The sequence below is a fragment of the Rhodococcus sp. P4_B6 genome, from assembly GCF_056402215.1.
Window position 1 is genome coordinate 45,534 of record NZ_JBFUHV010000015.1, and the last position, 22,020, is coordinate 67,553.

A 22,020-nucleotide genomic window follows, 5' to 3' on the forward strand; every position below is an offset into this window, starting at 1 on the left:
GGATCCGCGGCCGGAGTGGACTAGGACGACCCATGAACACGAATCCGCTTGGCGCAGTGACCCGCTCGGAATCGCACTGCAAGACCGCCCGCGTGTGGCTGGTCGCCGGGCTGGCGCACACGTCCGAACCCGCCGACCGTCCCGCCGTACGTGACGATCTCATGCGAACCTGGGTTCCGGAGCCGGGCAGCGGTTACCGCACTCCCGACGGCCGCCGTCGCACGACGTGGGCGCAACTGCACTCCCGGTTCGATCTCGTCGAGGTGACCCCATGACAACCCCCTGCACGATCCGGCCGGCCCCGCGCCTTCGCCACGCGACACTGAATGATCAACTCGCGCGGGAGGACGCCGCCGAGGACGCGCAGCGCCTGTCCCCGGACGACCGCACGACGTGTCCGTTGCACCGGCGGTGGATCCACCAGTGCGTCGCCTCGCCGGTCCACGTCAACGCAATCACCCGGCACCGCTGGTGCCGTCGATGCGCCGTGCCGCTCACGGTGACCGTGGACGAGGTGACACGGACGGTCACGATGGTCTGCCCGGCCTGCGGTGACGGTGGCAGCCCGGCCACCGCGCGTCTGGTGGTCGCCTGTCGTGCCAGTTTGGGCTTCGCCCCCGTGAGTACTTATTAACCACGGGCGGTTAATAAGTACTCACGGGCGCGGAGCGCACGCGGGCAGGGCCGCGGACGCGAGGAGGACCACGGCCATCCCCGCCCACTGCGGTGGGGACAGTTGCTCGCCCAGCAGAGCCTGTGCGGCGAGCACCCCGACCACCGGTTCGAGCAGCCCGAGGAGGGCGACGGACGCCGATCCGAGTGCGCGCACGGCGATGAAGGAGCAGCCGATCCCGATGGGCATCAGGAGGAGTCCCTGGACCAGGATGGACCCCCACCCGCTGGGTGCGAACGTCCAGGACTGTCCGTCGACGACGGCGATCGCGCCGGTGGCGATTCCGGCGCCGAGTGATGCGAGTGCGCCCGCGGCGACGGGGCTGACCTGGTGCACCCATCGTTCCCCGACTACCAGGTACAGCGCGTACCCGGCGGCGCTGAGGAGGGCGAGCACCGCCCCGTTCACGGCGACCGCGGAGGTGCTGGCACCCGCGACGAGTGCGATGCCGCCGGACATCGCGACGGCCAGCACCAGCTGACCGCGGTTGATCCTGTTCCGGGTGACCACCCAGACGAGTGCCATCACGAACAGCGGGTAGATGTGGACGATCACGACCGCGATCTGGGCACCGGTGACCCGCACCGCGGCGAAGAAGCACAGCAACTGGATGCCGAACAGCGGGCCGCAGACGCAGCACAGTCCGACGGCGGACTTCCAGGTGACGCCCTTCAGCCTTCCGGTGGACCAGGCGAGAAGGAACAGCAGTGCGGCACCGACGAGGCTGCGGAGGCAGACGAGGACGGCCGGTGACACGCCGCCGGCGTAGCCGATCGCGGCGAACGTGGGGGTGAGTCCGTACGCGATCGCGGAGGCGGCACCGCATCCCCAGGCGACCGCACCGCCGCCGCGCGTCCGCCGTTCCGTGGTGCTAGCGACCATGGGCCCGAACGCGCCGGGCGGCCCGCGGAGGCCGGGTCACCATGTGCGCGGCGCGACGAGTTCGTCGTGGACGAACTGCACGAGTACCTCTTTCATCGCGGCGACGGTCATGTTCGGTGCGCCGGTGAGGACCTGGATGGCGGTCCCGTCGGTGAGCGCGGTCAGTCGCTGCGCGATCGTCTCCGGGTCGACGTCGGTGCGGAAGATTTCCTGCCGTTGTCCGCGCCGGACGATCTTGACGACGGTCTCGTGCCAGCGCGCGTAGTACGTGTTGTGGAAGGGGCGGAGTTCGGGTCGGAGCGTTGCCTCGGCCCAGAACTGCAACCAGATGGACCACTCGTCGCGCAGCGGCCCGACTCGGGGCAACTGCATGTCGATCAGGCGGAGCAGTCGTTCGTGGGCGTTGTCGATCGCCTTGAGTTCACGGCTCTGCCGGTCGAAGGCGTTGTCGATGGCGTGGCGGAGGGCCGCGGTCAGGACGTCGCTCTTGCCGGGGAAGTAGTAGTGCACCGCCCCGGTGCTGGTGCCGACGACCTGGGCGATGTCGGAGATGCGGACCGAGTGGTATCCGCGCTCGGCGATCAGTTGAGCCGCAGCATCGAGTATCGCCGTTCGGCGCGCGTCCTCGGTGAGTTGAGCGGTCACTGTCCCTCCTTCGATTGTCATCTGACTGATTCATCAAATCATACGCGTCAAACTGACGCATCAGTCAGACAGCTGTTTCCGGACCCGGAAATCGTCAACGGCCGATCTGAACGCGCATAACAGCAGGTAAATGGTGGTAATCACGCTAAATTCACATCTGATCGTCGGATCAGTTTCGACGCAACCCTTGACATCTGTGGGCTGGATCACGGTATAACTGATGCATCAGTCAGACCCCATTGGTCGGAACAGTAGCGACGAGAGGCGAACGCTCGATGGAATGTGAGAACCCAGGTGGAGGCGCCGGGCAGGTGCTGCGCCCCGACGTCCATCGCGGGCGGGTGGCACTGATCACCGGTGGAGGCACCGGGATAGGGCGCGCGATCGCACTGGACATGGCGCGGTGTGGAGCCGACGTCGTGATCAGCGGCCGCAGGCCCGAGCCCCTCGAGAAGACCGTCGCCGAGATCGAGGCACTGGGCGGACGGGCGCTCGCCGTGCCCGCGGACATTCGCGACGAAGAGCAGGTGACCGCCCTGGTCGGCCGGGCCCTGGAGCGGTTCGGACGCATCGACATTCTGGTCAACAACGCCGGCGGTCAGTTCGCGGCGCCTGCCGAGGACATCACGAGCAAGGGGTGGCGCGCCGTTCACCGTCTCGCCGTCGACGCCACGTGGGCGGTCACCCGGGAGGTCGCCGTCCGAGCGATGATTCCGCAGCGGTCGGGATGCATCTTCTTCATGGCGTTCTCCCCGCGCCGGGGGATCGCATCGATGGTCCACGCGACGTCGGCCCGCGCGGCCCTCGAAAATCTCGCCTCCGGACTGTCGCTGGAGTGGAGCCGGTACGGAATCCGGTCGATCTGCATCGCCCCCGGCACCATCGCCACGGAGGGCATGGAGGAGAACTACACGGAAGAGGCCCGCGCGCAGTGGACGTCGGCGGTGCCGCTCGGACGCCTGGGCACGGCCGAGGACGTGTCCGGGGTCGTCACGTTCCTCGCCTCGCCCGCAGGCAGTTACGTCACCGGGACCACGCTGGTGATCGACGGCGGCGCCGACGCCTGGGGCACGGGCCACCCCGCACCGAAGGTCGAGGAGACCCGATGAGCACGATCACCGGCCGCGACCTCACGGCACTGTTCGACCCGCGGTCGGTCGCCGTCCTCGGTGCGAGCAACGACGAAACCAAGTACGGCAACTGGATCAGCGTCCAGGCGCTCCGGATGACGGGCCACCGGTCGGTCCACCTCGTCAACCGGCGCGGCGAGCGCATTCTCGGTCAGCCGTCGCTCCGGAGCCTGTCGGAACTCGACGAACGGGTCGACCTCGTCGTCATCACCGTTCCGGCACAGGGTTTCGAGGAGGCGGTGGACGACGCCCTCGCGGCGGGCGCCACCGCGATCGTCGGTGTCACCGCCGGCTTCGCCGAACTCGGCGCTGCCGGAAAGGCGGTGCAGGATCGGGTGGTGGCGCGGGTGCGGGCGGCCGGAGCGGTTCTCCTCGGGCCGAACTGCCTGGGTGTGCTGGATTCGAGCACCGCGCTGACGCTGGCGTCGAACCCGCTGCCCGCCGGACGGGTCGCGCTGCTCTCGCAGAGCGGCAACATGGCACTCGAACTCAGCCAGTTCCTCGAGGCTCGCGGACACGGGTTCTCCCGGTTCGCCTCGCTGGGGAACCAGGCGGACCTCGGCGCCGCCGACCTCATCCGCTCGTGCGTAGAGCACGACGAGACCGAACTCATCGCCGTGTACTGCGAGGACTTCGGCGACGGGCGGGCGTTCGTCGATGCCGCCGCCCAGGCGTCGCGGGCCGGAAAGCCGGTGCTGCTGCTGACGGTGGGTGGCAGCGAGGCCTCCATCCGCGGGGCGCAGTCACACACGGGATCGCTGACGTCCGACAGCGCGGTCATCGACGCGGCTTGCCGCGCAGCCGGGGTGTACCGGGTGTCGAGTCCGCGGCAGCTGGCGGACGTCGCCGCGACACTCCTCGGGTACGGACCGGCGGAGGTGCGCCGGGTCGGTGTCGTCGCCGACGGCGGCGGGCACGCGGGTGTCGCGTCCGACGTGGTGGAGGCGGCCGGACTCACGGTTCCGGAGTTCCCCGCCGACATCAGCGGCGCACTGCGCGACCTGTTGCCGCCGTCCGCCGGAGTGACCAATCCGGTCGACCTCGCGGGCGCCGGGGAACAGGACATCACCTCGTTCGTCTCGGTCCTCGACACCATCCTGCAGAGCCCGGCGGTCGATTCCGTGCTTCTCACCGGATATTTCGGCGGCTACGGCAGTTACGGCGAGAACCTGGCGCGCAAGGAGATCGACACCGCCCGGGCGATGGCGGAAACGGCGCGTGCCCACGGCAAGCCGGTCGTCGTGCACACGATGCATCCCGACAGCGCCGCGGCGAGGGTGCTCGCCGACAGCGGGGTCCCCGTCTTCCGTGCGGTGGAGGACGCCGCCGGGGCGCTCGGCGTCATCGCCGAAACCGCTGCGCCGCAACATCGGACGAGTACGAACAGCCTGCCGTCCGTCTCGGTGACCAGCGACGCGTACTGGGATTCGCGTGAACTGTTCCGCGCCGCCGGCGTCGAATTCCCCGCAGCGCGTCTGGTGCAGAATTGCGCCGAGGCGGTGGCGGCGGCCGAAACCGTCGGATTCCCGGTGGTCCTGAAAGCGATGGGCCTGCTGCACAAGTCCGACTCCGGCGGGGTCGCCCTGGGTCTGGGGTCGGCGGAACAACTCGCCGACGCGTTCACCCGCATGGACGCCTCGCTCGGAGCGTCCGCCTACTGCGTCGAGGCGATGGCCGACCTGAGCGAGGGCGTCGAACTCATCGTCGGGGTCCAGACCGACCCGCGGTTCGGTCCGGTGGCGATGGTGGGTCTCGGCGGCATCTTCACCGAGGTTCTCGCCGACGTGTCCTTCGCACTGGCGCCGGTCGACGCGGAGACCGCCCGCGGCCTGCTCGACAACCTGCGGGCGTCCGCTCTGCTCCGAGGGGTGCGCGGCAGGCCGCCGATCGACCTCGACGCCGCCGCGGACGCCGTCGCCGCGATCACGGCCGTGGCCACCGCACACCCCGAGATCGCGGAACTCGAGATCAACCCCCTGCTCGTCACCCCGAAGCAAGCCCTCGGACTCGACGCGCGCATCGTCCTGAACTCATCGAACACCAACTGACACAAGGAAGTTCTGAACCATGGAATTCGCATACAGCCCCCGCCTCGCCGACCTCAAGGAGCGCGCCCGCGCCCTGACCGACACGATCATGCAGTTCGAGGACGAGTGCGAACGCAACAACGGGATCTCCGACGAATCCCACGCCACCATCAAGGTGGCCGTCCTCGCATCGGGACTGCAGGCGATCAACACCCCCGTCGAATACGGCGGAGCCGGACTGACGGTGCTCGAGCAGGCCGTCGTGCAGGACGAACTCGGCAAGCTCACCAATGCGCTGTGGGACACGGTGTGGCGGCCGGCGAACCCGCTGACCCACGCGACCCCCGAACAGCGGGAGCGCTACCTGATCCCCGGCGCCCGCGGCGACCGCCGCGACGCCGTCGCGATCTCCGAGGCCAACGCCGGTTCGGACTTCTCCGCGGCGAGCACCACCGCGACCCCCGACGGCAACGGCGGCTACATCATCAACGGCGAGAAGTGGTTCGTCACGGTCGGCGACGTCGCCGACTACCTCATCGTGCTGGCCAACGTCGAACCCGATCACGCTGCGACGATCTTCCTGATCGACGTCGACACCCCGGGCGTGAAGATCAAGCACATCCCCCGCTACACGCACACGTTCGTCTACGAGCACCCCGAGTTCACGTTCGAGAACGTGCGCGTCGGCGCGGACGCCGTGCTCGGCGGCATCGGGCAGGGCCACGACCTCACCCGGGACTGGTTCACGGAGGAGCGGCTGATGATCGGCGCACGCACGATCGGTGCGGCCGAGCGGGCGCTGACCCTGGCCGTCGACTGGGCGCGGGAGCGGGTGCAGGGCGGCGAGCCGCTGATCAACCGTCAGCTGATCCAGGGCATGATCGCCGATTCCGTCGTGGACATCACCACCAACCGGGCGCTCACCCACCAGGTGGCGTGGGAGTTCGACCAGGCCGACCCGAACGACGCCGACCTTCGAAAGACCCTGCACGCCAAGGCCTCAACCGTGAAGCTCGCCGCCTCCGAGGCGTCCAACCGGGTGGTGGACCGGGCCGTCCAGATCTTCGGCGGCCGCGGCTACATCCGCGACTACCCCGTCGAGCGGCTGTGGCGCGAACTGCGCGTCGACCGCATCTGGGAGGGCACGTCGGAGATCCAGCGCCTGGTCATCGCGAACGAGGCCAACAAGCGGGGTCTCAAGAACCTGCTGTCCTTCCGCTACGAGGCCGGGGAGAAGTAACACGATGCCGACCGAGAACACCGGAACCGTCGACGTGCGCCGGGACGGCGACGTCGCCGTCGTCACCCTCCGGCGCGAACAGAAGCGGAACGCGCTGTCCACGCACATGGAAGCCGCACTGCTCGCCGCGCTGGGCTCACCCGAGGTGAAGTCCAGTCGGGCCGTGGTCGTCACCGGGGGCGACTCGGTGTTCTCGGCCGGCGCGGACGTCACCGAACTGCGGGACATGACGCCGGAGGCGATCGCCGAGTACTACCGGACCTCCGGGTCGGTGTACGAGGCGCTCGCGGCGCTCCCCCAGCCCACGGTGTCCGCGATCACCGGCTACTGCCTCGGCGGCGGCCTCGAACTGGCCCTCGCCACCGACATCCGGGTCGCCGATCCGGCCGCGGTCTTCGGGTTCCCGGAGATCGGCATCGGGATCCTCCCCAGCTCCGGCGGCGTCACCCGCATCACCCGCATCGTCGGGGCCGGCCGTGCCCGCGACCTCGTCCTGCGCGGTCGGCGCTTCGATCACGCGGACGCCGAACGCTGGGGCGTCGTCAGCGAGATCGCCCCTCCGGCGGAGCACGTGAAGCAGGCCCTGAGCATCGCGCACGAACTCGCGGCGTATTCGCCTCTGGCGCTGAGCATCACCAAGCAGGTGCTGGATGTCAGTGCGGACGCCCCGCACCACGCGTCGCTGCTGCTCGAGCAACTCGCCTACTCGGCGCTGAACAAGACAACCCCTTAGCGGTACCGGCCGAGTACGGCCGACTCGACCGCCACCCCGAGGGTGACGGCACCAATCTACGTAGTGGAGACGACATGAGTTCCTTCGACGTGATGGACAGACCCGCCAAACGCGGGTTCCACACCAAGCTCCTGATCGCGTGCTGTGGCGGACCATTCCTGGACGGGTACGTCATGAGCATCATCGGCGTGGCCCTGCTCGGCGTGCACGAGCAGCTACACCCGACGACGGCCGAGGCGGGGTTGATCGGTGCGGCCTCGCTGATCGGTATCTTCTTCGGCGCCACCGTGTTCGGCTTCCTCACCGACCGGGTCGGCAGGGAGAAGATGTACGCCCTCGACCTGGTGGTGCTGGTTGTCGCGTGCGTGCTGTCGGTGTTCGTCCAGTTGCCGTGGCAGCTGATCGTGCTGCGGTTCGTCATCGGCGCGGCCATCGGTGCGGACTACCCCATCGCCACCTCGCTCCTCACCGAGTTCACCCCCACCAGGAAACGCGGCGCGATGGTCGGGATGTCCGCCGTCGCATGGTCGGCGGGCGCCGTGGCCGCCTACGTGGTCGGGGCGCTCGTCGTCGGAATCTCCGGCGGCAACGACCACTGGCGTCTGCTGCTCGCGTCGAGTGCGGTTCTGGGCCTGATCGTGATCCTCGTGCGGCGCGGAATCCCGGAGTCGCCGCGGTGGCTCCTGAAGAACGGCCGGGTCGCGGACGCGGAGGCCGTGGTCGAGCAGATCTACGGCGAAAAGCTGGATCTGAGCACCGTCACCGTCGAAGACACCGCCGACAAGCCGAAGGCGGACATCAAGATCTACTTCCGGGGCCAGTACCTCGCCCGGCTGATCATGTGCAGCGCTTTGTATCTGGCGGTCGTCACCCCGCTCTACGCGCTGCTGACGTTCCTGCCCACGATCCTGTCCGGCTTCTCGATCTCCGGCGACGGTTCCGCGGGGCTCATCGTCGAGACCGTCATCATCGGGCTCATCGTCGCCGGATCCATTCCCGCGCTGTTCCTGGTCGAGAAGTGGGGCCGGCGCCCGATCGCCGTGGTCCCGTTGGCGCTGATGGTGATTCCGCTGGCCGGGCTGTGGTTGTGGGCGGACGGACCGCTCTGGTTCGTCGTCGCCGCCTTCTGCGCGTACGCGTTCATCTCCGGCGGCCCGAGCATCCTGGTGTGGATCTACCCGAACGAACTCTTCCCCACGGAGTTCCGGGCTACGGCCGTGGGAATCGCCACCGCCGTCAGCCGGTTCGGCGCTGCGACCGGCACCTACCTGCTGCCGCTGAGCATCTCCTCGCTGGGCACCGGCACCACGATGCTGTTCGGGGCGGTCCTGACGGCGGTCGCGTTCGTGATCTGCTTCTTCATGTCGCCCGAAACCAAGGGCAAGTCGCTGGAGGAGGTGTCGTCCGTGTCCGCGGCGCCGGTGACGGGGAGGAGCGCTCCGCGGCTGGAGAAGCTGGAGGAGGCGTCCGCGCCGCGAACCTGAGAGATCGCCTTCCTCCTCCCCTGCCGACCTTCGCTCCCGTCGGCAGGGGCGGACCCCTGCGCGGTCACGTCCCGCTGCCTGGGAGAAGGGGCTCCCCACCGGCGCAGTGCTGCGTTACTCTCTCGGCTAGAACACGTTCTATCCGACTGAGGAGTCGCATCATGGCACCGTCCGCAGAAGACATCCGCAAGACCGTCGAGAGGTACATCGAGGCGGTGGCCACCGGGACCGCCGCCGACGTCGTCGCGTTGTACGCCGAGGGCGCCACCGTGGAGGACCCGGTGGGCACCGAGCCGCGGACCTCGGTGGAATCGCTGCACGAGTTCTACGGGGTGATCGAACCGCTGAAGCAGACCGGCGAACTCCTGACGCTGAAGATCGCCGGCAACTCGGCGGCGTTCCACTTCTCCCTCGTCACCGACCTCGGTGAGCAGAAGCTCGAGATCGCGCCGATCGACGTCATGACCTTCGACGACGACGGCAAGATCACGTCGATGCGGGCGTTCTGGTCGCAAGAGGACATGATCACCGGCTGACCGACGGCCGGGCCGGCAACCACACCGCAATACGGCCCGGCCGATCAGCGACTGTGCCTACGATGGCGGGGTGGCCACCGACGACGCCGGGCCGGCTGCACGGCGTGCCCGACGCAGACGAGTCGTTCGAGCCGGTACGCGCCCCGGGCGCGCACCGCGTAGCTGGCTGGCGGTGCTTGGGGCCCTCACCGCGGCGGTGGCCGTGGCATGCTCCTCCGGTTCCGGGGGCAACCCCGACCCGATCGACCTCGATCGGGCCACCGACCAGGGACAACTTCCGTGGACCGAGGTGCTGCTCCCGCCGCAGACGCCGACGACGGTCCCGTTCGGCCCGCCCGGAACCGACCTGCCGGGCGAGCCCCGGGCCGCCGGTATCCGGGTGATCGGTGACCGCGCCGGACTCTACGGCGGAAGCCCCGACCGGGTGCTCTGCGACCGGCAGCGTCTCGTCGACGACCTCGAGGGGGATCCGGCGAGATTGGAGGCCTGGTCGAGTGTGTTCCAGGTCGATGACGTGCGCAATTACGTCCGGACCCTCACCCCCGTCCTGCTCCGCGCGGACACCCGCGTCACCAATCACGGCTTCGACGACGGCCACGCGACGGCATTCCAGTCGGTGCTCCAGGCCGGGACCATCGTGCTGATCGACGACCACGGCGTTCCCCGCGTCCGGTGCATGCGCGGCAGCCCGCTGCTGTCCCCGGTGGTGAACCAGGACGCGAAACTCGAGGGCGATCCGTGGCCGACTTTCCAGCAGGACCGGCTGTACGTCGTGCAGCCCTCCAACCTGGCGATGACCGAAGTGGCCGTGGTCGACCTGATGACCGGCGGATTGTCGTCGGTGCCGATAGGCTCCGGTCCGCAGCAGCCCGCGGAGCGCCCGAATCCGGTAGCCCCCGTGGAAGCCCAGGCGCCGGTGGTCGATTCGCCGCCCGCCGTGGTGCAGCAGGCCGCTCCCCGGCCCGCGCCTGTCCCCTCCCCGGAACCCGCGCCTCCGCCACCGCCGCCGCCACCACCTCCCCCGCCGCCGGCACCCGTCGCCGTGCCGCCGCCCGCACCCGAGCCGCCGGTGTACAACCCGCCGCCGGCTCCCGCGCCGGTGCCCGCTCCGCCGCAACAGATTCAGGTGCAGATACCGGGTCTGCCGCCGATCGTCATCCCGATTCCGAACTGACGAGCTCGCCTACAGGGTGACGAGCGCGGCGTTGATCACGATCGCCTGGGTGAAGAGCGTCCAGTCGTTGATGATGTGCGCGCCGGTCGACACCCACAGATTCTTGGTGCGGATGTACGCGAGCGTGAGCACCAGCCGGGCCCCGCCGATCACGATGAACGCCTGAGCGAAGTTCCAGTCGTAGGTTTGCAGATGCGCGGCGCCGAACCAGACCGCGCTGAGCAGCCAGGCGAGGACGATCGCCGTCTTGCGGGACAGCTTCGCCTTGGCGTACAGGAAATACAGCAACGCGAGGAACGGGACGATGGTGAAGACTTCCTCGCCCACCAACTGGATCCCGGTTCCCACGTAGAACGCGGCCGTGTCGAGCACGCCACCCTTGCCTGCATCCTCGACGGCTTCGTTGGACGCCACCCCGAACAGGGCCTGCACGATCAGCGCCAGCGCGGACGTGACCACGAGGTTGAGTACCGCGAAGCCGATCATCGTGAGAACGTCCCGGCCGTGCACCTTCCGGAACAGTGCGGTCCAGTGCTCCCGCGTCACCATCGCCAGCACGACGAGTGGGATGCCGACGAACAGAATCCGCGGAATCAGCGCCACGAGATTGCCGGGTTGCGGGATGAGGACCAGGGCCGCGAATCCGACAACGACGGACACCCACATCAGGATCCACTGCCGCGTCGACAGCGCTGTGGGCGTCCCGTTGTAGAACGGGAAGTCGGTGTCGTCGCGGCGTTCGATCAGGGGTCCGAACCGGTCGCCGGGCGACGCCGGTTCGTAGACGGGGACGGAACTGGATCCGGAAGCACCACTCATCATTCGCCCCTCTGCGGTGGGTGGACGCGAGAGGCAATTTTCGCAGCAACCGCCTGCCGGTGCCACCCGGCGCGCCCGCACCGACCCGCAACGGACGGTGAACGGACGGAAACTTATCTATACCTGTGGTGAACTCGAACCACTTGTATTGACAAGTTGAGCGTCCGGGGGCCAAGGTGGAATTCATGACACATCAACGACGCTACGACGTGGTGGTTGTCGGCGCCGGAATCCTCGGTCTCGCGCACGCCTACCACGCGCTCGACCGCGGCCTGTCGGTAGCGGTGATCGATCATGCCGACCGCGTCGCCGGCGCATCCGTCCAGAACTTCGGCCACGTCTGCATCACCGCCCAGTCGGGTGTCGCCCGCGACTACGCGCTGGCCGGCCGGGACCACTGGCTCGACCTGTCGCGCAAGGCGGGGTTCTGGATCTCCGAGTCCGGAACATATTGTGTGGCACGGCACGACGACGAAATGGCCGTCATGACCGAGTTCGCGGACAGGCGCGGACCTGCCGAGGTGGAACTGCTGCCGCGCGAGCGGATCCTCGCCGCGCTCCCCGTCTCCGGCGATCGCGTCGTCGGAGGCATGTATCTGGCCGGCGACCTCCAGGTCGACCCGCGGGAGGCGGCCCCCGCCATCGCGCGGTGGCTCGACGCGTCCGGCGTCGACTTCTTCTGGCGCACCGCCGCAGCCGGATTCGGCACCGGAGTGGTCCACACCTCGCGGGGCGATCTGCATGCGGAGACGGTGTTCGTCACCGTCAACCACGACATCGACCGCCTGTTCCCGGAGCAGGCCGAGCGCCGGGGGCTCCTGCGGTGCCGGCTCCACATGCTGCGCGCGAGGATGCCGTTGCCCGCACCGTTGCCCGGGCCGCTGTTCACCGGCTGGTCGCTCGTGCGGTACAGCGGTTTCGCGGAACTGCCCACGACGGCGGCACTCGCGGCGCGGTTGCGCGCGGAGCACCCCGACTACGCCGACCTCGACCTCCACCAGATGTACACCCCACAGCCCGACGGATCGATCCTGCTGGGAGACACCCACATCCGTGATATTTCGGCGGAGCCGTTCCAGGCGGAGCAGGGGTTCGAGGTGCTGATCCGCGAGGCCGCCGCCCTGTTCGGCGTCCCGGACGTCACCGTCACCGCGCGCTGGCAGGGCGTGTACAGCTCGGCCCCTGACTCGGAGTTCCTGATCGAGGAGCCCCTCGACGGGGTGCACATCGTCACCGTCACCACCGGTATCGGCATGACGACCGGCATGGGTCTGGCGAAGGACCGGATCGACCACGTCTTCGGCCGCGAAGTCGCATCAGAGCACTGAACAAGTTATCCCACAAGCACATTCACCGAGATTCGAGAGGACCACGACAATGGGAACACATCACCGGGACATCAGCCTCGTCGTCTTCGACATGGCAGGCACCACCGTGGAGGACAGCGGGCTGGTGCAGCAGTCCTTCCTCGCCGCGGACGCGCATGCCGGGCTGTCGAAGACGGACGACGATCGGCGGCGGATGCTCGAGTACGTCTCCGACACCATGGGCCAGTCCAAGATCGTCGTCTTCCGCCACCTCAGCGGCGGAAACGAGGAACAGGCGCAGGCGGCGAACAAGGAATTCGAACGCTGCTACGCGCAACTCGTCGACGACGGCCGGTGCAGCGCCGTTCCCGGAGCCGAGGAACTCCTCGGCTCCCTGCGGGAGCAGGGCATCAAGACGGCGCTCACCACCGGGTTCGCCCACGAGACGCAGATGTCGATCATCCGCGCGCTCGGCTGGGAGGACGTCGCCGACGTCGTGCTCTGTCCCGGTGACGGCGTCCGCGGCCGCCCCTTTCCCGACATGCCGCTGACCGCGCTGATGCGCGCCGGCGCCCCGTCCGTGCAGTCCATGGTGGTGCTCGGCGACACCACGTCGGACATCACCACCGGCCTGCGCGCCGGAGCCCGCGCCTCCGTCGGTGTGCTCACCGGCGCCCACGACGCCACCCAGCTGTCCGAGGCCGGGGCCACCCACGTCCTCGACAGCGTCGCGGACCTGCCCGGTCTGCTCGACCGGCTGCGCAGCGCCTGATCCGCCCCCGCCTCCGCGACGAACGGGACGCTCGTTGCGTCAGATCGAACGAGCGTCCCGTTCGTCGCACCGGAATCGCCTGCCGGCCGCCGACTAGAGGCCGTTGCTGTCGCCCGGCGGGACCCGCGGGTCGACGGTCCGGGCGTTCACGATGCTGAAGGCGACGAGGTCGGGCCGGTACCGGTCGTCGGCGTACTCGAAGATGTCGCCGTGCTGATCCCGCGACGTCCGGCGTTCCCGCAGCAAGGGGCTGCCGGGGGCGATGCCGAGATGTTCGGCCTCGGCCTCGGCGGCGGCGACGGCGTCGAGTACGTGCTCCATCGATTCGAACCGGACGCCGCGGGAGGTGAGGTAGTCGGTGATCGACCCGGAGTCGATGTCGAACTCGAACAGCAGGGAGCCGACGCGGTCGGTGAACGTGCTCCGCTCGAGCATCGTCGGTTCGCCGTCGAGCAGTCGGACGCGGAGAACCTCGACGACGAAGTCGTCCGGGTCCGCTCCCAATGCGGCGGCGGCGGGTTCGGACACCCGGCGGCGGGAGATCTCGAGCGTGCGGCTCCCCGCGGTGCGGCCAGTGCGCCGCGCCCACTGGGTGAACGGGGTGAACGTGTCCAGCGTCTGTGTGATGTCGTGGCTGCGGACCACGGCCGGCTTGCCCTGGGACAGCTGGATGAGCCCCTCGTTCTTCAACGTCGCGAGGGCCTGGCGCACCGGGCCGCGCGACACCTCGAATTCTGCGCACAGCATGCTCTCACTCGGCAGAGACTCTCCCACCGCGTACTGCCGCTGCATGATGCGCTGCCGGAGCTGGACCGCGACGAACTCATGGCGGGAGCGTGCCTCCACCATTGCGCATCACTCCACTTCCCCGGTCGGTCGACGGTTACCACTGCGAATCAAGTGCATTCTAGTGGCGTCGCCGTTACGGTACACTGCGAGAACGCGTTCCAGCCGGTGGAGGGATTCGGAGCATGGCGACGTCGACGGAGCGATCGATCACGGTCGACGGATTCCGTTGGCAAATCAGCGAGCTGGGTGACGGTCCGCCCGTGATCCTGTGCCACGGGTTCCCGGGCCTCGGCTACAGCTTTCGGCACCAGATGCTGGCCCTCGCGGCGTCCGGGTACCGCGCGATCGCCCCGGACATGCCCGGCTACGGCGGCACCGACGTGCCCCGCGACATCGACGACTACACCAACGAGCGGGTGTCGGACGCACTGATCGGTCTGCTCGACGCCCTCGGACTCGACCGTGCCGTGTTCGTCGGCCACGACTTCGGCGCTCCGGTGGCCTGGACCGTCGCGCTGCGTCACCGCGAACGCGTGTCCGGGCTGGTGCTGCTGTCCGTTCCCTACATGCCCGATCGTTTCCCACTGCGCCCGTCGGAACTCTATGCGTCGCTGGCGCGCAAGCACTTCCTGCACATCCACTACTTCCAGGAACCGGGTGTCGCCGACCGCGAACTCGACGGCGACCCCCGTGGCTTCCTGCAGCGAGTGTTCTACGCATTGTCGGGCGACTACCGCTACCTGGACATCTGGCAGCACCCGTCGGAAGGCAACGGGTACCTGGACGTGCTGCCCGACGCCCCACCCCTGCCGTGGTCGTGGCTGACGGAGGACGAGTTCGCGCACTACGTGGAGGTCTTCACCCGGACGGGATTTACCGGCGGCCTGAACTGGTACCGGGCTTACGACGCCAACTGGGAACGCGCCGCGAGAGTCGGGGTGGCCCAGATCGAGGTGCCGACGTTGTTCGTGGCCGGTGCGAACGATCCCGTCGTCGCGATGAGCGGTGCGCAGGCACTCGACCGGATGCGCGACACCGTCCCCGACCTGCGCGGCGTGCACCTCCTCGACGGCGCCGGCCACTTCGTCCAGCTGGAACGGGCCGAAGAGGTGAACGAGCTGCTGCTCAATTTCGCCGCAGGCTGAACAGGCGCCGCCGCGTCGGTGCGGGCAGTTCGCCGATCGATTCGAGGTGCGCGGTGAACGCCGCGGCGTCGGCGCGCGTGCTCACCTTCGGCCTGCCCTCCGCCCAGGCGGTGAACAGCACGACGAATCGTTCGCCGCATGCTGCGCGGACGTGCGGAATGCACTCACCCACCTCGCCGGACCGCTTGCGCAGCAATGCCTTCGATGCGATGCCGAGTGCGTCGCGGTCGAATCCCTCGGGCGGTTCCCCCGACGCAACGAGAGCCCGCACCAGCGCCGCCTGCCGATCGGCCAGCCCTGTCACGACAGGCTCCATTCGGCGCCCCGGGTGATCCGCTCGAAACCGGCCGCGTCCGCTATCGCATCCAGTTCGCCGAACAACTCCGAGGCGGGCGGATAGTTCCCGTCGCGCTCGAGCATCATCGCGGGGGCGCCCCCGGATGCCCACTCCCGGACCAGGTCCAGCACCTCGACGGGCACCGGGTCGGTGTGGGTGTCGTGGTACGCGCCGTCCCGTTCGGATCCGCCTGCGACGTGGCAGTACGCCACGCGTTCGAGGGGGAGCCGCCGGAGTTCCTCGGCGGCGTCGCGGCCGCGGTTGCGGGCGTTCGCGTAGACGTTCGCGACGTCCAGCAGCAGGTGGACCCCGGTGCGTTCGACCAGTTCGGCAAGGAACTCACCCTCGGAGTACTCGTCGTCCGGCCAGTCGAACAGGGCCGCGATGTTCTCCACCGCCAGGGGCACCGGCACACACTCCTGCGTGCGCCGGACGTTGCGCACCAACACGTCCAGCGCCTCCGCCGAGCGCGGTACCGGCAGTAGATGCCCGGCCTCGAGACCGCCCGCCCGCACGAACGCGACGTGCTCGCTGACGAGCGGTGCCCCGAGCGCGTCGGCGCACCGCGCGAGGTGCTCGATCCGGTGCTGCTCGACGGGCTCGGCGCCACCCAGCGACAGTGAAATGCCGTGCGGGACGACGGGAACCCCCAGCGACCGCAGCTCGTCCGGAACGTCGACCCCGCGTCGGCGTGCCGGCAGCGATTCGGCGATCACCTCGCAGAACCGCAGGCCGTCCAGTCGGTCGATGATCCCGCAGATCTCCGGCCGCCAGCCGATGCCGAGGCCCGGCTCGATCAGGACGGTCATCCCCCGCACCCGCCTCCGCCGCCGCAGCCACCGCCACCGCCGCAGGAGGAGGAGCTGTCCCCGCCGCCACTGTCGCCGCCGCCGCTGCTGCTGTCGGAGATGCCGGCCGCGCTCGCGAACCCCGGCGAGAACAGGGCGACGGAACCCATCCCGAACAGTGCCGTCGACAACGCGATCGGCGTCGGACCGTATGCGGTCAGGGACGGGCGCATCCGCGGCGACAGGTACGAGTGTTCGCGGCGCAGTCGTTGCAATTCCGCCGTCCCCTGGCGCGTCCTGCGGCCGGTCCGTCGAACCAGCTCACGTGAGGCCGAGAGCAGCACCACCGCGACCAGCAGGAATCCGATCGGCTTGCCCGCGGCGAACCCGGCGACGAGGCGTGCGACGCCGATGGCCACGACGACGAGGATCGGGATGGTCGCCCGGCGGTTCCACGCCTTCTGCTCGGCTCCGGTGAGCAGTCCCTGCGCGACGAGGATGGTCCGCAACTCGTCGAGTGGGGCCCGCAACCGGCCTGGGAGCCGAAGGTTGCCGAGGGCGCCGCGCCCGGAGGCGAGTTCGTCGTAGACGGCGCGCGTGAACCACCCGAGGGCGTTGTCGGGGACTCCCCACGCCCGCAGGATCGTGCCGTCGTCGGAGATGATGCCGGCTCCCCGCAACAGCGTCAGGGATGCGGCGACGGCGCGATCGTCGCTGGTCAGCATGCCGGTCTGCACCGGGTCGAGGCGAACACCGGCGGTCGGCGCGGGAGGGTTGCCGTGGGAACGGAGAAACAGAGCCAGCCCGACCGAGAGCACGGCGGCGGCGATGTAGATCACCAGGAAGGTCTCACTCGGTATCCCCCACGTAGCGGATTCGTTGTACATCACACACCACCTTTCAACCACGTTGTCCGACAGTCGATCTCAGTATCAGTACGATTGTCCCAGATGCACCCGCCGGAAGCCGATCGTCACCGTTCCGTTATCGGGATCCTGGGACTTCGCCGTGGTCGAGTTGTGGGAGCATCGTCTGCATGACGTCACCGGGGCCCGCACTGTCGTATGTCGAACTGCTCGATGCTGTTGCCGAATCACACCGGACGGTGGAGGCCGCGCTGGCGGGGTTGACCGACGATCAGGCGCGGGGGCCGTCGCTGCTGCCGGGGTGGAGCCGGGGGCATGTCGTCACGCACCTCGCGAGGAACGCCGATGCGCTCCACCGATTCGCCGTCGGGGTGCTCACCGGCGAGGCCGCGCCCGAGATGTACCCGGGCGGTCCGGCCGCACGGGCCGCGGCGATCGAGGAGGGGGCCGGGCGTCCGGCGGAACTACTGGTGGCCGATTTCCGCTTCGCGGGCCGGCGGGTGATCGAGTCGCTGCGCGGGATCACCGAAGATCTGTACGAGACGCCGGTGAACTGGCGTCAGCGGGTGCCGGCGCGTCAGGTGCCGGTGCTGCGATGGCGTGAACTCGAGATCCACCACGTGGACCTCGGCCTCGACTACACGGCGGCCGACTGGCCGGAACTTTTCGTGGAGCACACCTTGGAATCGGAGCTACCCGCGCTGGCCGTCCGATACCCGGAGGTCCGGGCGCCGGAACTTCCGCGCACCGAACTGCTGGCCTGGGTCGTCGGACGCCCCACGCGGGAGGGCCTGCCGCCCGTCCCCGCGTGGCCGTTCTGACCGTCAGGCGTATTCGACGCTCTCGAACGTGTCGACGTCGTCGAGCGCGTCCCAGATGATCGCGTAGCGCTTGTGGGTCATCTCGTCGGCATCGACGAGGAGCGCGTCGAACAGGGACTTCGGGTTCTCCTGCCACTGCTGAACCAGGGCCGCGACCGCCTGCGGCGTGAACAGACCGGACCGCGCTGCCGCCTCGATCCACTCGTCGAAGTCGCCGCCGTGAATCCGCTCGACCGCGTCGCGATCGACCTCGCCGTCACCGAGATCGAGAGTGAACATCGTCGCGAAGACGTCGCCGTCGACCGCGACGACGGTGTCGCTGTGCATACGCTGTTCGGTGTTCATCGTGGGGATACCTCCTGGGAGTCAGCTCGCTGGAGCCGACTCGCGTTTGCGATCTCTGCTGATGAGAAGAACTGTAGGGCGACTGATTGTGAGCAGCTTAAAGCCTTTCTGCGAGATCAATCTGTGATGTATCTCACGCAGGTTTCTCCGCTGTCAGCGCACCCTCAGCACGACTTCTGTAGGGTGCGCGTCACGCGGCGTCTCCACCGCAGTACGCACGGCTTTTGCGACGGTCGACGGCTGCAGGTACTTCTCCGGCCGGTACTCGTCGCCCTCGCCGGCCACGATGGCACGCTGCATATCGGTGTCGATCCGACCGGGGTGAACAGATGTGACGCGCAGTAACGGCTCCTCGAGCCGCAGCGCGTCCCCGAACGCCCGGAGCGCGAATTTGCTCGCCGCATACGACGCCCAGCCGGCGTTCGCGCGGATGCCGGCACCCGAGTTGATGAGCACCACGTGGCCGCCTGCGGCGCGCAGAGCGGGCAGCAGCAGTCGCGTCAGTTCGGCCACCGCGATCACGTTCGCCTCGAGCGTGTGCCGCCACTGTTCGACGGTCGACTCCGCGACGGTCGCGAGGTCGGCGACGCCGGCGTTGTGGACGAGGACGTCGAGCCGGTCGATCGGTGCGCACGCCGCCGCCACCGCGTCGTAATCGGTCAGCTCGGCCGGCCAGGGTTTCGCGCCCGGCAGCTCGGCGAGGATGCCGGTCAGCGACCCGGCCGACCGGGCGCCGAGCAGGAGGTCGTGGGTCGGTGCGAGTTCGCGGGCGATGGCGGCTCCGAGGCCTCGGCTGGCGCCGGTGATCAGGGCTGTGGGCATGCGGAAGAGGCTATCGCCCTGTGAGTACTTGTTAACCGCCGGCGGTTAACAAGTACTCACAGGGCGGACCAGTGATGCCACCTCAGGTCGCGGATCGCGATCACCGGCCCGTCCGGGCGGCGGTCGACGTATTGCGGATACTTCGCGGCGAGGACGTCGAGCGCGGCGGCGCCCTCGTCGGAGTCCGGGTCGAGGATCCGGGCCCGGCCGTCGACCCGCACCCACCACAGGTGGTCCCAGTTCTCGTCGTAGTGATCCACCAGCAGGGTGACGGCGGGGTTGCCGGAGATGTTCTTCAGGCGCCGCAAGGCCGTGGTGCGTTTGGGTTTGTGATCGACGCAGGAATAGATGGCGTCGGAGTCGAGCGCGAAGACGAGCGGGACGAGGTGCGGCACCCCGTCCGCCCCGACCGTGGCGAGCCGGGCGACGCGGGCGGCCGCGAATCGTGCGACGGCGTCCATCACGGTTCCATCAGGTAGTCGCCGCTCACCGGTTCGGGGAGCGCGGGGATGCCCAGCGGGCGCTTGAAGTACGCCCACGGGAACCACAGCGTCCCGACCTTCTGCCAGCCGTCGGCCTCGAGTTTCTCGCGGCTCGCGAGCGCCGACGCCCGGGTGTGCTCCCACTGTTCGTCGGACTTGCGGACGGTGTGGAACAGGGTGCCGAATCCGACGGAGTGCCAGCCGTACGAGCCGGCGCGGTTGAGGATGCGCATCTCGTTGAACGCGGTCAGTGGGGTGAGCCGGCGGGTGCGGCCGTCCGGGTCCGGGTCGGGGGCGTCGCCGATCCGTTTGCCGAAGCGTTGTTGCGCCGCCTGCCGCGACATGCCGAGGGCGGCGCCGACCGTGTCCCAGCTGTGGCCGGCGGAGCGTGCGGCGGAGATCGCGGAGACCAGCAGTTCGTCGACCGAGTCCCGCGCCTGCGACGTGAGCCGGACGAGGGCCAGGTAGGCGGCGGGGTCGTGATCGAGCCCCGGGTCGATCCGGGGGTCCGCCTTGGCGATCGCGTCCGACAGCAGCTGGGTGAGCGCGGCATCCGACATCTGTCAAGTATTGGTTGACAGGATGTGCTCTGTCAACAAAAAGTTGACTAGCTGGTGACGAGGGTGATGCCGAGGGCGAGCATCAGCGCGGCGATCCCGGCGTCGAGCACGCGCCACGCGTTCGGGCGGGCGAACACGCGATGCAGGAACTGGGCGCCGTAGCCGAGTGCGAGGAACCAGGTGACACTCGCGGTGGCGGCGCCGAGACCGAACAGCCACCGCCCCGAATCGCCCTGGTTGTTGGCCACCGAGCCGAGCATCAGCACCGTGTCGAGGTAGACGTGCGGGTTGAGCCACGTGAGCGCGAGGCAGGTGAGGATCGACGTCGCGAGGGTCGCCGATCCGACTTCCATCGTGGCGTCCAGCGTTCCGGGGCGCAGAGCGCGACGGGCGGCGAGCACGGCATAGGAGACGAGGAATGCCGCTCCCGCCCAGCGGATCACGGTGACGGCGGCGGGAGCGTGGGCGAGTACGGCCCCGATTCCGCTGATCCCGACGGCGATGAGTGCGACGTCGGACACCGCGCACAGCACGACCACCGGCAGGACGTGCCTGCGGACGATCCCCTGTCGCAGGACGAACGCATTCTGCGCGCCGATCGCGACGATCAGCGACAGGCCGGTGCCGAAGCCGGCCGCCGCCGTGAGCAGGGCAGGGGTGAGGTGCATGGGAACCACGCTACGAACCCCACCGTCATCAATCCAGCTAATTATCCTTCATTGCCATTAGCATCGCTTCATATGGATCTGGACCTGTCCGCTCTCCGCACCTTCGCCGCCGTGATCGACGAAGGCACCTTCGACGCCGCGGCCCGGGTACTGCACATCACGCCGTCCGCGGTGAGCCAGCGGATCAAGGCGCTCGAGCAGCAGGTGGGACGCGTCCTGGTGCAGCGGGCCAAGCCGGTCCGGGCCACCGACTCCGGGCACGTCGTGCTCACGCTCGCCCGCCAGATGGCGCACCTCGAGCGTGAGGCCATGTCTTCGCTCAATCCCGAACAGGCGGCGACGAGCACGCTGCCGCTCGTCGTCAACGCGGATTCGCTGTCCACGTGGATGATTCCGGCTCTCGCCCGGCTGGCGCCGGAGTACCGGGCGCTGTTCCACCTGCACCGGGAGGACGAATTCCACTCGACCACCCTGCTGCGGGAGGGCACGGTGATGGCCGCCGTGACGTCCGTTCCGGAGGCGGTGCAGGGCTGCACCGTCGAGAAGCTGGGGTCGATGCGGTACCGCGCGCTGTGCAGCCGCGACTACGCCGAACGCTGGCTTCCCGACGGCCCGACCGCGGACGCCCTCGCGGTGGCACCGATGCTCGACTTCGATCGCAAGGACGAACTGCAGGCCCGGTTCCTGCGCGGATTCACCCGGCGCCGGTTGCAGCCGCCGCGACATTTCGTGCCCGGGTCCTCGGCGTTCTCCGACGCCGTCCGCTACGGACTGGGCTGGGGACTGCTGCCGGAATTGCACACCGGCGACGACCACCGGCTCGTGGAACTCGACCCGTCCCGTCCGATCGACGTTCCGCTGTACTGGCAGCGGTGGAAGCTGGATTCGCCCATTCTCGCGGCGCTCACGACCGCGGTCCGGGACGGGGCGCGCGAAGCGTTGCGGTGACGTCCGGGTGGGCGCAACACTGGAGTC

At 69.0% G+C, this 22,020-nt stretch carries 26 protein-coding genes; 14 read left to right on the top strand and 12 right to left on the bottom strand.

What is annotated here, in order from left to right; translation table 11 throughout:
• Window positions 1-32: 32 nt before the first annotated feature.
• On the top strand, window positions 33-275 hold the full coding sequence (locus tag AC1DWT_RS10040) for a hypothetical protein (RefSeq protein WP_072942579.1): 243 nt from the start codon (window positions 33-35) through the stop codon (window positions 273-275).
• Window positions 272-634, top strand: a complete 363-nt coding sequence (locus AC1DWT_RS10045) for a hypothetical protein (RefSeq protein ID WP_072942577.1) — start codon at window positions 272-274, stop codon at window positions 632-634. Before AC1DWT_RS10040 ends, AC1DWT_RS10045 begins: the two co-directional genes overlap by 4 nt.
• 21 nt (window positions 635-655) lie before the next feature.
• Here AC1DWT_RS10045 and AC1DWT_RS10050 read toward each other — a convergent pair whose 3' ends face one another.
• A complete protein-coding gene (locus AC1DWT_RS10050) occupies window positions 656-1,555 on the bottom strand; it encodes a DMT family transporter (RefSeq protein ID WP_206014112.1) in 900 nt (299 codons plus the stop codon).
• 36 nt (window positions 1,556-1,591) lie between these two features.
• Window positions 1,592-2,221 carry a TetR/AcrR family transcriptional regulator gene (locus AC1DWT_RS10055; protein WP_005249163.1) on the bottom strand — a complete coding sequence of 210 codons (630 nt, stop codon included), beginning with the start codon at window positions 2,219-2,221 and terminating at the stop codon, window positions 1,592-1,594.
• A gap of 254 nt (window positions 2,222-2,475) precedes the next feature.
• Between AC1DWT_RS10055 and AC1DWT_RS10060 the strand changes: the two genes are divergently transcribed.
• From AC1DWT_RS10060 to AC1DWT_RS10090, 7 genes are all read left to right on the top strand, one after another.
• A complete protein-coding gene (locus AC1DWT_RS10060) occupies window positions 2,476-3,309 on the top strand; it encodes an SDR family NAD(P)-dependent oxidoreductase (protein WP_206014111.1) in 834 nt (277 codons plus the stop codon).
• Window positions 3,306-5,378, top strand: a complete 2,073-nt coding sequence (locus tag AC1DWT_RS10065) for an acetate--CoA ligase family protein (protein ID WP_206014110.1) — start codon at window positions 3,306-3,308, stop codon at window positions 5,376-5,378. Before AC1DWT_RS10060 ends, AC1DWT_RS10065 begins: the two co-directional genes overlap by 4 nt.
• A 19-nt stretch (window positions 5,379-5,397) precedes the next feature.
• On the top strand, window positions 5,398-6,597 hold the full coding sequence (locus tag AC1DWT_RS10070) for an acyl-CoA dehydrogenase family protein (RefSeq protein WP_206014109.1): 1,200 nt from the start codon (window positions 5,398-5,400) through the stop codon (window positions 6,595-6,597).
• Between the two features lie 4 nt (window positions 6,598-6,601).
• The gene (locus AC1DWT_RS10075) at window positions 6,602-7,330 is read left to right on the top strand and encodes an enoyl-CoA hydratase/isomerase family protein (RefSeq protein WP_206014108.1); all 729 of its coding nucleotides are present in this window, start codon (window positions 6,602-6,604) and stop codon (window positions 7,328-7,330) included.
• Window positions 7,331-7,404: 74 nt separating this feature from the next.
• Complete coding sequence (locus tag AC1DWT_RS10080) at window positions 7,405-8,814, top strand: MFS transporter (protein WP_206014107.1); 1,410 nt, start codon at window positions 7,405-7,407, stop codon at window positions 8,812-8,814.
• A gap of 161 nt (window positions 8,815-8,975) precedes the next feature.
• Window positions 8,976-9,350 (top strand): nuclear transport factor 2 family protein, encoded by a 375-nt coding sequence (locus AC1DWT_RS10085; protein WP_072942565.1) that lies wholly within the window; start codon window positions 8,976-8,978, stop codon window positions 9,348-9,350.
• 70 nt (window positions 9,351-9,420) lie between these two features.
• Window positions 9,421-10,524 carry a DUF6777 domain-containing protein gene (locus AC1DWT_RS10090; protein WP_206014106.1) on the top strand — a complete coding sequence of 368 codons (1,104 nt, stop codon included), beginning with the start codon at window positions 9,421-9,423 and terminating at the stop codon, window positions 10,522-10,524.
• Between the two features lie 9 nt (window positions 10,525-10,533).
• On the opposite strand, the gene AC1DWT_RS10095 is transcribed toward AC1DWT_RS10090, so the two are convergent.
• Complete coding sequence (locus tag AC1DWT_RS10095) at window positions 10,534-11,343, bottom strand: CPBP family intramembrane glutamic endopeptidase (protein ID WP_206014105.1); 810 nt, start codon at window positions 11,341-11,343, stop codon at window positions 10,534-10,536.
• 185 nt (window positions 11,344-11,528) lie between these two features.
• On the opposite strand from AC1DWT_RS10095, the gene AC1DWT_RS10100 reads away from it, so the two are divergent.
• Window positions 11,529-12,671, top strand: coding sequence for a TIGR03364 family FAD-dependent oxidoreductase (locus AC1DWT_RS10100; RefSeq protein ID WP_206014104.1), 1,143 nt, complete (start codon window positions 11,529-11,531; stop codon window positions 12,669-12,671).
• Between the two features lie 49 nt (window positions 12,672-12,720).
• The gene (locus AC1DWT_RS10105) at window positions 12,721-13,422 is read left to right on the top strand and encodes a phosphonatase-like hydrolase (protein ID WP_072942559.1); all 702 of its coding nucleotides are present in this window, start codon (window positions 12,721-12,723) and stop codon (window positions 13,420-13,422) included.
• 93 nt (window positions 13,423-13,515) lie between these two features.
• Here AC1DWT_RS10105 and AC1DWT_RS10110 read toward each other — a convergent pair whose 3' ends face one another.
• A complete protein-coding gene (locus tag AC1DWT_RS10110) occupies window positions 13,516-14,271 on the bottom strand; it encodes a GntR family transcriptional regulator (protein WP_072942558.1) in 756 nt (251 codons plus the stop codon).
• 122 nt (window positions 14,272-14,393) lie between these two features.
• On the opposite strand from AC1DWT_RS10110, the gene AC1DWT_RS10115 reads away from it, so the two are divergent.
• Window positions 14,394-15,356, top strand: coding sequence for an alpha/beta fold hydrolase (locus AC1DWT_RS10115; protein WP_072942556.1), 963 nt, complete (start codon window positions 14,394-14,396; stop codon window positions 15,354-15,356).
• Here AC1DWT_RS10115 and AC1DWT_RS10120 read toward each other — a convergent pair.
• Genes AC1DWT_RS10120 through AC1DWT_RS10130 form a run of 3 tightly spaced genes read right to left on the bottom strand, consistent with a single transcriptional unit; the run spans window position 15,337 to window position 17,368 of the window.
• A complete protein-coding gene (locus AC1DWT_RS10120) occupies window positions 15,337-15,660 on the bottom strand; it encodes an SCO6045 C-terminal-like domain-containing protein (RefSeq protein ID WP_371851553.1) in 324 nt (107 codons plus the stop codon). The two genes, AC1DWT_RS10115 and AC1DWT_RS10120, sit on opposite strands and share 20 nt — an antisense overlap.
• A complete protein-coding gene (locus AC1DWT_RS10125) occupies window positions 15,657-16,502 on the bottom strand; it encodes an MbnB/TglH/ChrH family RiPP precursor modification enzyme (protein WP_206014103.1) in 846 nt (281 codons plus the stop codon). Before AC1DWT_RS10125 ends, AC1DWT_RS10120 begins: the two co-directional genes overlap by 4 nt.
• Entirely contained in the window at window positions 16,499-17,368 is an 870-nt protein-coding gene (locus AC1DWT_RS10130; RefSeq protein ID WP_206014102.1) for a TIGR04222 domain-containing membrane protein, read from the bottom strand. Before AC1DWT_RS10130 ends, AC1DWT_RS10125 begins: the two co-directional genes overlap by 4 nt.
• Window positions 17,369-17,517: 149 nt before the next feature.
• Between AC1DWT_RS10130 and AC1DWT_RS10135 the strand changes: the two genes are divergently transcribed.
• Window positions 17,518-18,168 (top strand): maleylpyruvate isomerase family mycothiol-dependent enzyme, encoded by a 651-nt coding sequence (locus AC1DWT_RS10135; RefSeq protein ID WP_095865392.1) that lies wholly within the window; start codon window positions 17,518-17,520, stop codon window positions 18,166-18,168.
• 3 nt (window positions 18,169-18,171) lie between these two features.
• Here the strand turns inward: AC1DWT_RS10135 and AC1DWT_RS10140 are convergent, their stop codons facing one another.
• From AC1DWT_RS10140 to AC1DWT_RS10160, 5 genes are all read right to left on the bottom strand, one after another.
• The gene (locus tag AC1DWT_RS10140; RefSeq protein ID WP_072942546.1) at window positions 18,172-18,513 is read right to left on the bottom strand and encodes a hypothetical protein; all 342 of its coding nucleotides are present in this window, start codon (window positions 18,511-18,513) and stop codon (window positions 18,172-18,174) included.
• A gap of 153 nt (window positions 18,514-18,666) precedes the next feature.
• Window positions 18,667-19,335, bottom strand: a complete 669-nt coding sequence (locus AC1DWT_RS10145) for an SDR family oxidoreductase (RefSeq protein WP_206014101.1) — start codon at window positions 19,333-19,335, stop codon at window positions 18,667-18,669.
• Window positions 19,336-19,391: 56 nt separating this feature from the next.
• Window positions 19,392-19,796: a TIGR03668 family PPOX class F420-dependent oxidoreductase gene (locus AC1DWT_RS10150; RefSeq protein ID WP_072942541.1), complete on the bottom strand. Its 405-nt coding sequence runs from the start codon at window positions 19,794-19,796 to the stop codon at window positions 19,392-19,394.
• Window positions 19,796-20,377: a hypothetical protein gene (locus tag AC1DWT_RS10155; RefSeq protein WP_206014100.1), complete on the bottom strand. Its 582-nt coding sequence runs from the start codon at window positions 20,375-20,377 to the stop codon at window positions 19,796-19,798. Before AC1DWT_RS10155 ends, AC1DWT_RS10150 begins: the two co-directional genes overlap by 1 nt.
• Window positions 20,378-20,424: 47 nt before the next feature.
• On the bottom strand, window positions 20,425-21,045 hold the full coding sequence (locus AC1DWT_RS10160) for a LysE/ArgO family amino acid transporter (RefSeq protein WP_206014099.1): 621 nt from the start codon (window positions 21,043-21,045) through the stop codon (window positions 20,425-20,427).
• A 72-nt stretch (window positions 21,046-21,117) separates the two neighbouring features.
• Between AC1DWT_RS10160 and AC1DWT_RS10165 the strand changes: the two genes are divergently transcribed.
• Window positions 21,118-21,993 carry a LysR family transcriptional regulator ArgP gene (locus AC1DWT_RS10165; RefSeq protein WP_206014098.1) on the top strand — a complete coding sequence of 292 codons (876 nt, stop codon included), beginning with the start codon at window positions 21,118-21,120 and terminating at the stop codon, window positions 21,991-21,993.
• Window positions 21,994-22,020: the final 27 nt, after the last annotated feature.

Excerpts from the sequence above, each read along its gene's own strand:
- AC1DWT_RS10040 (WP_072942579.1), top strand. The coding sequence starts at position 33 with ATGAACACGAATCCGCTTGGCGCAGTGACCCGCTCGGAATCGCACTGC.
- AC1DWT_RS10045 (WP_072942577.1), top strand. The coding sequence starts at position 272 with ATGACAACCCCCTGCACGATCCGGCCGGCCCCGCGCCTTCGCCACGCG.
- AC1DWT_RS10050 (WP_206014112.1), bottom strand. The coding sequence starts at position 1,555 with ATGGTCGCTAGCACCACGGAACGGCGGACGCGCGGCGGCGGTGCGGTC.
- AC1DWT_RS10055 (WP_005249163.1), bottom strand. The coding sequence starts at position 2,221 with ATGACAATCGAAGGAGGGACAGTGACCGCTCAACTCACCGAGGACGCG.
- AC1DWT_RS10060 (WP_206014111.1), top strand. The coding sequence starts at position 2,476 with ATGGAATGTGAGAACCCAGGTGGAGGCGCCGGGCAGGTGCTGCGCCCC.
- AC1DWT_RS10065 (WP_206014110.1), top strand. The coding sequence starts at position 3,306 with ATGAGCACGATCACCGGCCGCGACCTCACGGCACTGTTCGACCCGCGG.
- AC1DWT_RS10070 (WP_206014109.1), top strand. The coding sequence starts at position 5,398 with ATGGAATTCGCATACAGCCCCCGCCTCGCCGACCTCAAGGAGCGCGCC.
- AC1DWT_RS10075 (WP_206014108.1), top strand. The coding sequence starts at position 6,602 with ATGCCGACCGAGAACACCGGAACCGTCGACGTGCGCCGGGACGGCGAC.
- AC1DWT_RS10080 (WP_206014107.1), top strand. The coding sequence starts at position 7,405 with ATGAGTTCCTTCGACGTGATGGACAGACCCGCCAAACGCGGGTTCCAC.
- AC1DWT_RS10085 (WP_072942565.1), top strand. The coding sequence starts at position 8,976 with ATGGCACCGTCCGCAGAAGACATCCGCAAGACCGTCGAGAGGTACATC.
- AC1DWT_RS10095 (WP_206014105.1), bottom strand. The coding sequence starts at position 11,343 with ATGAGTGGTGCTTCCGGATCCAGTTCCGTCCCCGTCTACGAACCGGCG.
- AC1DWT_RS10100 (WP_206014104.1), top strand. The coding sequence starts at position 11,529 with ATGACACATCAACGACGCTACGACGTGGTGGTTGTCGGCGCCGGAATC.
- AC1DWT_RS10105 (WP_072942559.1), top strand. The coding sequence starts at position 12,721 with ATGGGAACACATCACCGGGACATCAGCCTCGTCGTCTTCGACATGGCA.
- AC1DWT_RS10110 (WP_072942558.1), bottom strand. The coding sequence starts at position 14,271 with ATGGTGGAGGCACGCTCCCGCCATGAGTTCGTCGCGGTCCAGCTCCGG.
- AC1DWT_RS10115 (WP_072942556.1), top strand. The coding sequence starts at position 14,394 with ATGGCGACGTCGACGGAGCGATCGATCACGGTCGACGGATTCCGTTGG.
- AC1DWT_RS10125 (WP_206014103.1), bottom strand. The coding sequence starts at position 16,502 with ATGACCGTCCTGATCGAGCCGGGCCTCGGCATCGGCTGGCGGCCGGAG.
- AC1DWT_RS10130 (WP_206014102.1), bottom strand. The coding sequence starts at position 17,368 with ATGTACAACGAATCCGCTACGTGGGGGATACCGAGTGAGACCTTCCTG.
- AC1DWT_RS10135 (WP_095865392.1), top strand. The coding sequence starts at position 17,518 with ATGACGTCACCGGGGCCCGCACTGTCGTATGTCGAACTGCTCGATGCT.
- AC1DWT_RS10140 (WP_072942546.1), bottom strand. The coding sequence starts at position 18,513 with ATGAACACCGAACAGCGTATGCACAGCGACACCGTCGTCGCGGTCGAC.
- AC1DWT_RS10145 (WP_206014101.1), bottom strand. The coding sequence starts at position 19,335 with ATGCCCACAGCCCTGATCACCGGCGCCAGCCGAGGCCTCGGAGCCGCC.
- AC1DWT_RS10150 (WP_072942541.1), bottom strand. The coding sequence starts at position 19,796 with ATGGACGCCGTCGCACGATTCGCGGCCGCCCGCGTCGCCCGGCTCGCC.
- AC1DWT_RS10155 (WP_206014100.1), bottom strand. The coding sequence starts at position 20,377 with ATGTCGGATGCCGCGCTCACCCAGCTGCTGTCGGACGCGATCGCCAAG.
- AC1DWT_RS10160 (WP_206014099.1), bottom strand. The coding sequence starts at position 21,045 with ATGCACCTCACCCCTGCCCTGCTCACGGCGGCGGCCGGCTTCGGCACC.
- AC1DWT_RS10165 (WP_206014098.1), top strand. The coding sequence starts at position 21,118 with ATGGATCTGGACCTGTCCGCTCTCCGCACCTTCGCCGCCGTGATCGAC.